The organism is Christensenella sp., from assembly GCF_034927525.1.
Classification (GTDB): Bacteria; Bacillota; Clostridia; order Christensenellales; family Christensenellaceae; genus Christensenella.
On the sequence record NZ_JAYFPU010000259.1, the window covers coordinates 1 to 6,980 of the forward strand.

8 protein-coding genes are annotated in these 6,980 nt (G+C 50.5%); all 8 read right to left on the reverse strand.

The genetic code is table 11. The features are described from left to right. Positions 1–194: 194 nt before the first annotated feature. On the reverse strand, positions 195–644 hold the full coding sequence (locus VB081_RS10655; RefSeq protein WP_323400797.1) for a GNAT family N-acetyltransferase: 450 nt from the start codon (positions 642–644) through the stop codon (positions 195–197). A 1-nt stretch (position 645) separates the two neighbouring features. Further along, positions 646–1,503, reverse strand: a complete 858-nt coding sequence (locus VB081_RS10660; protein ID WP_323400798.1) for a ParB/RepB/Spo0J family partition protein — start codon at positions 1,501–1,503, stop codon at positions 646–648. 27 nt (positions 1,504–1,530) lie between these two features. Beyond that, positions 1,531–2,301, reverse strand: coding sequence for a ParA family protein (locus VB081_RS10665; RefSeq protein ID WP_323400799.1), 771 nt, complete (start codon positions 2,299–2,301; stop codon positions 1,531–1,533). A 97-nt stretch (positions 2,302–2,398) separates the two neighbouring features. Continuing rightward, positions 2,399–2,791 carry a hypothetical protein gene (locus tag VB081_RS10670; RefSeq protein WP_323400800.1) on the reverse strand — a complete coding sequence of 131 codons (393 nt, stop codon included), beginning with the start codon at positions 2,789–2,791 and terminating at the stop codon, positions 2,399–2,401. A 66-nt stretch (positions 2,792–2,857) separates the two neighbouring features. Continuing rightward, a complete protein-coding gene (gene rsmG / locus VB081_RS10675; RefSeq protein WP_323400801.1) occupies positions 2,858–3,556 on the reverse strand; it encodes a 16S rRNA (guanine(527)-N(7))-methyltransferase RsmG in 699 nt (232 codons plus the stop codon). 11 nt (positions 3,557–3,567) lie between these two features. Continuing rightward, positions 3,568–4,161: a DUF1349 domain-containing protein gene (locus VB081_RS10680; RefSeq protein ID WP_323400802.1), complete on the reverse strand. Its 594-nt coding sequence runs from the start codon at positions 4,159–4,161 to the stop codon at positions 3,568–3,570. A gap of 51 nt (positions 4,162–4,212) precedes the next feature. After that, entirely contained in the window at positions 4,213–4,740 is a 528-nt protein-coding gene (locus VB081_RS10685) for a GNAT family N-acetyltransferase (RefSeq protein ID WP_323400803.1), read from the reverse strand. A gap of 359 nt (positions 4,741–5,099) precedes the next feature. Further along, complete coding sequence (mnmG, locus tag VB081_RS10690; protein ID WP_323400804.1) at positions 5,100–6,971, reverse strand: tRNA uridine-5-carboxymethylaminomethyl(34) synthesis enzyme MnmG; 1,872 nt, start codon at positions 6,969–6,971, stop codon at positions 5,100–5,102. Between the last annotated feature and the right edge of the window lie 9 nt (positions 6,972–6,980).

Consider the following 6,980-nt stretch of genomic DNA (forward strand, 5'->3'; position numbering starts at 1 on the left):
CTTTTTCTCGTATTCTTCAAGCGCGGCCTCTAGGATGAACCGCTGCAGCCATTTACGCTCCATATAATCATTGCTTTTGTCGATGTCGCTAAGGCGCAGTGTGCTATTGGAAACGATGCCGTAAAAGCTTTCCACACTGCAATAGTGGTATACCGTTTTTATTTCCTGATCCATAGCGTTCCCCCTCACAACATTCAGAGCGCTTTTTTCATACATACACACAGATCGTCGTTTTCATAAAAACCGTAATTGGGGATGTAGGAATAGCCGAGTGATTCGTAAAGCGACGTCGCCCACGGCATCATATGCGATGTCTCGAGCACCATATACGTATATCCCAGTTCTTTTGCCTTTTGCTCGAGCTCCGTGACGATCCGCCTGCCATAGCCATGCCTGCGGAAGGGCTCCGGCACCCATACCCGCTTGACCTCTGCTGTATTCTCATCAAAAAAGCGAATACATCCGCCGCCTGCCAGTTCTTCCTGCTCTGTAAGCAACAAAACGGCAAGCGCGTCACCGATTTGATTGATTTTTTTGTATCTTAGCGCTACTTCGCCGAACTGCCGGAAATATTCGTCATCCAGCATACGGTTCAGGTAAACGAAGCGCTCGTCCGAAACATCGGTAAATATCGAATTTGCCATATTACATCTTTTTCAGGAATTCATATAATTCTTCGAGCTGCTCTGCGCTGTAATAGGCAATGGATATCTTGCCTTTTTGCTGCGTGCCCACAAGCTGTACCTTGGTCGCTAAGATGTTGGAAAGCTCTTCCTGTGCTTCTTTCATTTCCACAGGCATCACTTTGTTCTTTTTTACAGGCTTGACCGGCTTTGCAGACGGGTTCATCAGTTCCTTTACCAGCGCTTCTGCGTCGCGCACCGAAAGATCGTTTTCCACGATCGTTTTTGCCGCGTCCGCAATCCGCTTTTCATCTTCTAAAGGAAGCAGGCAACGCGCATGTCCAGCTGATAGTTTTTCGCCTTCCACCAGCTTTTTTACACCCTCCGGCAGGGAGCGCAGGCGCAATAAGTTTGCGATCGCGCTGCGGCTTTTTCCCACACGCTTGGCGACTTCGTCCTGCGTGAGGCCGTATTCCATCATCAACTCGTAAAGCGCCGCGGATTGCTCCATGGGATTTAAGTCCTCGCGCTGGATGTTCTCGATCAGAGAAAGCTCTAATATGCCGCGCTTATCGAGCCTCTTGACGATGACAGGGACTTTACTGAGCCCTGCGATCTTTGCCGCGCGAAAACGCCGTTCCCCCGCGATGATCGTGTAGCGTCCCTCGTTCTGGTATACCACAATGGGCTGCATGATCCCGTGGATCTTGATGGACTGCGCCAGCTCATTTAATTTTTCTTTATCGAATTTTTTGCGCGGCTGGTTGGCATCGTTATCGATCAGAAAAATATCGATCTCAACCAAACCCGTATTTTCATCATGGTCGGTGGCCGCGTCCGCCATCAACGCGCCAAGACCCTTTCCAAGAGCTTTTTTCATGGTTTCCTCCGCAATCGTTTGTGCTGTTTACAGTTTTTTGTCGTTTGTCAAAAATTCCCGTGCCAGTTCGTTGTACGCTTCCGTGCCCAGGCACTTTGCGTCGTACAGCAAGACCGGCAATCCGTAGCTCGGCGCTTCGCCTAAGCGTACATTACGCGGGATCACCGTTTCATATACCTTGTTTTTAAAGAATTTCCGCACCTCTTCGACCACCTGTATGGAAAGATTGGTACGGCTGTCAAACATCGTCAGCACAACACCCTCGACCTCGAGGCCGGGATTTAGGCTCTGGCGCACCAGCTTGACCGTGCTCATCAGTTGCGTCAGCCCTTCGAGCGCATAATATTCGCACTGGATCGGTACGAGTATTTTATCCGCCGCGGTGAGCGCATTTAAAGTGATCAATCCAAGGGAAGGCGGGCAGTCCATAAAAATGTAGTCATACAGCCCTTTGACTTCCTCCAGCGCCTTTTTCAATATCGATTCGCGCGCCATCATGGAAACAAGCTCCACCTCCGCGCCCACAAGGTCGATGTTCGCGGGCATCAGATCAAGCGACTTAAGCATTGTCGGCTGGATCGCTTCCAAAGGCGAAGTGCCCGTCACCAGCACATTATAGGACGATTTTTTGAGCCCTACCCGCTCCACGCCAAGGCCGCTTGTGCTGTTGCCCTGCGGGTCGATATCAATGAGAAGCACGCGCTTTCCCATGCTTGCGACACATGCGCTCAAATTGATGGCTGTCGTCGTCTTTCCAACGCCGCCCTTCTGGTTGGCGATCGCTATGATTTTACCCAAATGAATTCACTCTCCTAAGTATATTTAACTGTAAAAAACCGGTATCTTTTATTATACCGGAAAATATCGATATTGGAAAGTTTTGTTTGCTCACAGATCATGTGTTTTTCGTAAATTTATTGCCGCATTTTGAGCAGGTGATGCTGATTTTTCCCTTACCCTTTGGCACGCGCAGCTTTTGACCGCATTTTGGGCACTTGAACGTCTTGTGTGTTTTATCTATGAGGGTACCGTTTTTCAACTTCCAGAACCACGTTTTGACCGCGCCCCATTTGCGCATATAGGCAAAGTTCTCCTGCTGGCGCTTTGTGATGTTTTTGGAAAACATCCGGTAAACCGCAAAGGCAAGCGGTATCCAGCTCAGCCATCCGATAAAAGGGATAGGCACAAACATAAGCGCAATGCTTAGGATAATGGACAAGATGATGAGGAACATACTGAATTGGTCGCCGCCGTACCGCCCCATCATAAATTTTCTGAAACCATTCATATCGTTTCCTTCTTTTCTTTCAGGATATTATATTCTATCATTGTATTGCGAATTCAGTGTGAACGATTATAGCGGAGACTTTACGATCTGCGCGTAACGCCGCGGATATTTTGCCGCGTTTTCCCCTGTTTTTCTGAACACAAGGATGTGGTGCGCGTATTCTTCGTGCGGCATCCTAAGCTTCTCAACAAGCTGCAAATTCAAGACGACAAGCGCTTTTTTGGCCTGTGCGAGCTCTTCCTCATATTCTCCTTTATAGGCAAAAAACAGTCCGCCGTTTTTCAAAAGCGGCGCACACAGCTCACACAGTACGCGAAGCGGCGCGACCGCGCGTGAGACACACGCGTCAAAGCTTTCCCGGGGTTTGCCGGCTGCGATCACCTCCGCACGTTCGCAAAACACCGTGACATCGAGCGACGCTTGCCTCGAAGCTTCTACAATAAAATCGCATTTCTTTTTCGATGATTCTACGGCAAAGGCGCGAATGTCCTTTCGTACCGCCTTTAGTGGAGCGATGGGAAATCCTGCGCCGCTGCCCACATCGACAACCCGTCCGTTCTTTGGCAGGAGCGCACAGGGCACGATGCTGTCAAAAAAGTGTTTGAGCGCCGCATCCTTTGGCGCTGTGATCGCCGTCAGGTTGTACTGCTTGTTTGTTTCTACCATGCAATCATAATACAGCTCCATGCTTTGCAGCGCGTCTTTTGATACTTCATAGCCATTTTGCGTGCACAGCGTGTTCAGTTCTTCTGAAAATACCGACATTCTTATCTCCCTTACTCAGCAGAGGGCGCAGGCCATACACATTCGCTGAACTTCATGTCCTCGAACACTGCCTTGAACCCTTTTTCGTAGGGACTGCAGGCAAAAAGCCCCACTGAGAGCGGCTGCTCGTCGCAAAACATATGGAAGAAACGCATTTGCTTGAAGTTTTCCCCATCTGTCGCGCTTTCAAACAAAAAATCGTTGCCGCGGCGGCTGACACGGTAATACATACGCTTCACTTTTTCACTGATATACGTACCGCCCCAGTCGGAGTAACCGAGGTTTGTCACCACGCTACCCAACATCTGCTCGTCGTCTGTTTCGTATTCCGTGCACACCTTTGCCCAGTTTTCCTCGTCCAGATAAAGAAGCACGCCGCAGTGATCATAAAGGGACGCTGTTGCAAACGTCGTCTTTACGGTAAAGGTGAATTCGTTCTCTTTTGTATCGATGAGCAACGCGTGCGGGTTGTTCTGGCACGCGCCATAATAGGTGCGCTGCCAAATATCCGTTTCCGGCTGCGTATACATCACGACTTTATTTTCTGTTTCCTCGTGTTTTTGCGGCTCATTGCTCCATTTTGCTTTTTTTAAATCAAAATCCATGTCTGCTCCTTTGACGATTGTTTCACGTGAAACAATCCGGTGATAACTTTCTTATATGTAATCTTCTCTTTTGATCACATAAATATAGTGCGGCATATCCTCGCCCCAGTAATGGCGGATATACTCTCCCTCGCGCTTTGCACCAAGGGATTCCGCAACCTTTTGAGAAGCGATATTATCTGTACGCATCTGGAACACCATCTCGTCAAGCGCCATTTCGCGGAAGGCATGCTCCAGGCAGGCTTTTGAGCCTTCCTTGGCGTAACCCTGCTTCCAAAACTTTTTATCGATGATATAACCGATCTCCCAGCGCTGTTTTCCGTTGATCTCGTTGTGGATGATTCCTGTTACGCCGACCGGTTTGCCTGTCTGCTTGTTTACCGCAAGGAAGAAGGCATAGCCATCGTCTTCATAACGCTTCAGGTTTTTATCCAGCCATTCGTGTACTTCTTCATCAGAAAAGCCATGGCCCCACGCATACATTACTTCCGGATCCTTCAAAAAAACAGCGATCGCATCAAAATCTTCCTGCTTTAGCCTTTGTAAAACTAGCCGTTCCGATTCAATGATCTTTCCCATCGTCATTCTCCTTTTCCTGAGCGTTTCTAACTCTGTCCTTCTTAAGCGAAGGCTGTGCCTGCTGTGCTTATTATATATGTAGCTTACCGCAGCCTTAGATGGCTATTTGCATTCCGAGTCTGCGCGCTTCGCTTGCAAGACATCGGAAGCAAACACCGCATCACGTCTGCGGATCGATCACGCCCATAAAAGACGAATAGCATACAGTGTCTTGTTACCCGGCGTAGGCCGAAACGTCGGCAGTCAAGTGTTTGCGCGAACGAGTTAGACGGCGCGTAGCGCGTCTGTTGTTTGAAGTGCAGCGCAAATTCTTGCTGCCGACGCAGCGTCAGTATATGGCGAAGATTGCGCGCCAGCCTTTACTTCCCGATCGCGGCCAGATATACCAGCAGCACTGAGATGTCCGCGGGCGATACACCTGATATACGCGACGCTTGTCCCACATTCAGCGGCTGTACATCGCTTAGCTTTGCACGCGCCTCCAACCGAAGCCCGCCGATTTGCGTGTAGTCGATATCTTCGGGGATCTGCTTTTTGTTGAGTGCCTCTGCCGCCGCGACCTGCTTTAGCTGCTTTTCTATATAGCCCGCATACTTGATGTTCGTCTCGATCTGCAGGGCAATATCTTCCTCAAGCGCCGGGCAATCTTCATTGAGCGCTCGAACGTCCTCATACGATATTCCGGGCCGCGTGAGCAGCGCCGCCATCTTCATGCCTTTCCCCGTTTGTTCCATGTCATGCTTCTTCAAAAAAGCATCTGCGTCTGCGTAGCCTATCGTTGTTTCATGCAGGCGTTTTGTTTCACGTGAAACATTTTCCACCTTATACATAAACCTGTCGTAGCGCGCATCGTCCACCAGACCTACGTCGCGCCCGATCTGTGTCAGCCGTGTATCCGCATTATCCTGCCGTAAAAGAAGGCGGTATTCCGCACGCGCTGTCATCATCCGGTATGGTTCCTTTGTCCCTTTGGTCACAAGATCGTCGATGAGCACGCCCGCGTAGGCCTGGTTTCGTCCCAATACGACAGGCGATTCGCCATCCAGATAGCGGCACGCGTTGACCCCGCAAACAAGCCCCTGTACACCCGCTTCTTCATAGCCGGACGTACCGTTTATCTGTCCAGCGGTAAACAGGCCGGGAACTTCCTTCGTCTGCAGGCTGGGCATCAGGCGTGTCGGATCGATGCAATCGTACTCGATCGCGTAGGCCGGACGTACAAAATGCACAGCCTCGAGGCCGGGGATCGTACGGTAAAGCGCGACCTGCACCTCTACCGGCAGGCTCGAGGACATGCCCTGCACATAAATCTCATTCGTATGCAGCCCCTCCGGCTCTAAAAACAGTTGATGCCGCTCTTTGTCCGGAAATTTGACTACCTTATCCTCGATGGACGGGCAGTAGCGCGGCCCGATCCCTTCGATCATCCCGCTATAAAGCGGGCTCCTGTGTATGTTCTCACGGATGATCTCGTGCGTATTTTCATTGGTATAGGTAAGAAAGCAGGGAACCTGCTCCCGCTCGATCTTTCCGCTCATAAAAGAAAAGGGCACGATCTTCTCATCGCCATACTGCGGAGTCGTTTTTGCAAAATCGATAGAACGCGCATCCACGCGCGCGGGCGTTCCTGTTTTGAACCGCTGCAACGAGAACCCCAAAGAACGCAGGCTGTCGCTCAGATAATCGGCAGGAAAAAGCCCGCTCGGGCCTGATTCCTTCGTATATTCGCCGACGATCACTTTTCCCTTCAGGTAAACGCCTGTGGCAAGGATGACCGCACGCGACAAATAGCGCGCGCCCATCGCGCCGACCACGCCCATAACACCTTTGTCATCCGTTATGATACGTGTGACCTCGTCCTGCACGAGTGAAAGATTAGGCGTATTCTCCAGCACCTGCTTCATATAAGCCTGGTAGTGTTTTTTATCCTGTTGTGCACGAAGGGAATGCACTGCTGGGCCTTTTTTGGTGTTGAGCATCTTGATTTGGATGAACGTCGCATCTGCCGCGAGACCCATCTGCCCGCCCAGCGCATCGATCTCTCGCACCAAATGCCCTTTGGCCGTACCGCCGATCGCCGGATTACACGCCATCAGTGCAATGGAATCCATATTGATGGTTACAAGCAATGTCTTTTTGCCAAGACGCGCACAAGCAAGCGCCGACTCCACACCAGCGTGACCTGCGCCCACTACCACGATATCAAACTGCCCGCCGTCATATTCTGTCATATATCCCTC

Bases quoted from the DNA above. Each gene is read 5' to 3' on its own strand.
- VB081_RS10655 (WP_323400797.1), bottom strand. From the start codon at position 644: ATGGCAAATTCGATATTTACCGATGTTTCGGACGAGCGCTTCGTTTAC.
- VB081_RS10660 (WP_323400798.1), bottom strand. From the start codon at position 1,503: ATGAAAAAAGCTCTTGGAAAGGGTCTTGGCGCGTTGATGGCGGACGCG.
- VB081_RS10670 (WP_323400800.1), bottom strand. From the start codon at position 2,791: ATGAATGGTTTCAGAAAATTTATGATGGGGCGGTACGGCGGCGACCAA.
- rsmG (WP_323400801.1), bottom strand. From the start codon at position 3,556: ATGTCGGTATTTTCAGAAGAACTGAACACGCTGTGCACGCAAAATGGC.
- VB081_RS10680 (WP_323400802.1), bottom strand. From the start codon at position 4,161: ATGGATTTTGATTTAAAAAAAGCAAAATGGAGCAATGAGCCGCAAAAA.
- VB081_RS10685 (WP_323400803.1), bottom strand. From the start codon at position 4,740: ATGGGAAAGATCATTGAATCGGAACGGCTAGTTTTACAAAGGCTAAAG.
- mnmG (WP_323400804.1), bottom strand. From the start codon at position 6,971: ATGACAGAATATGACGGCGGGCAGTTTGATATCGTGGTAGTGGGCGCA.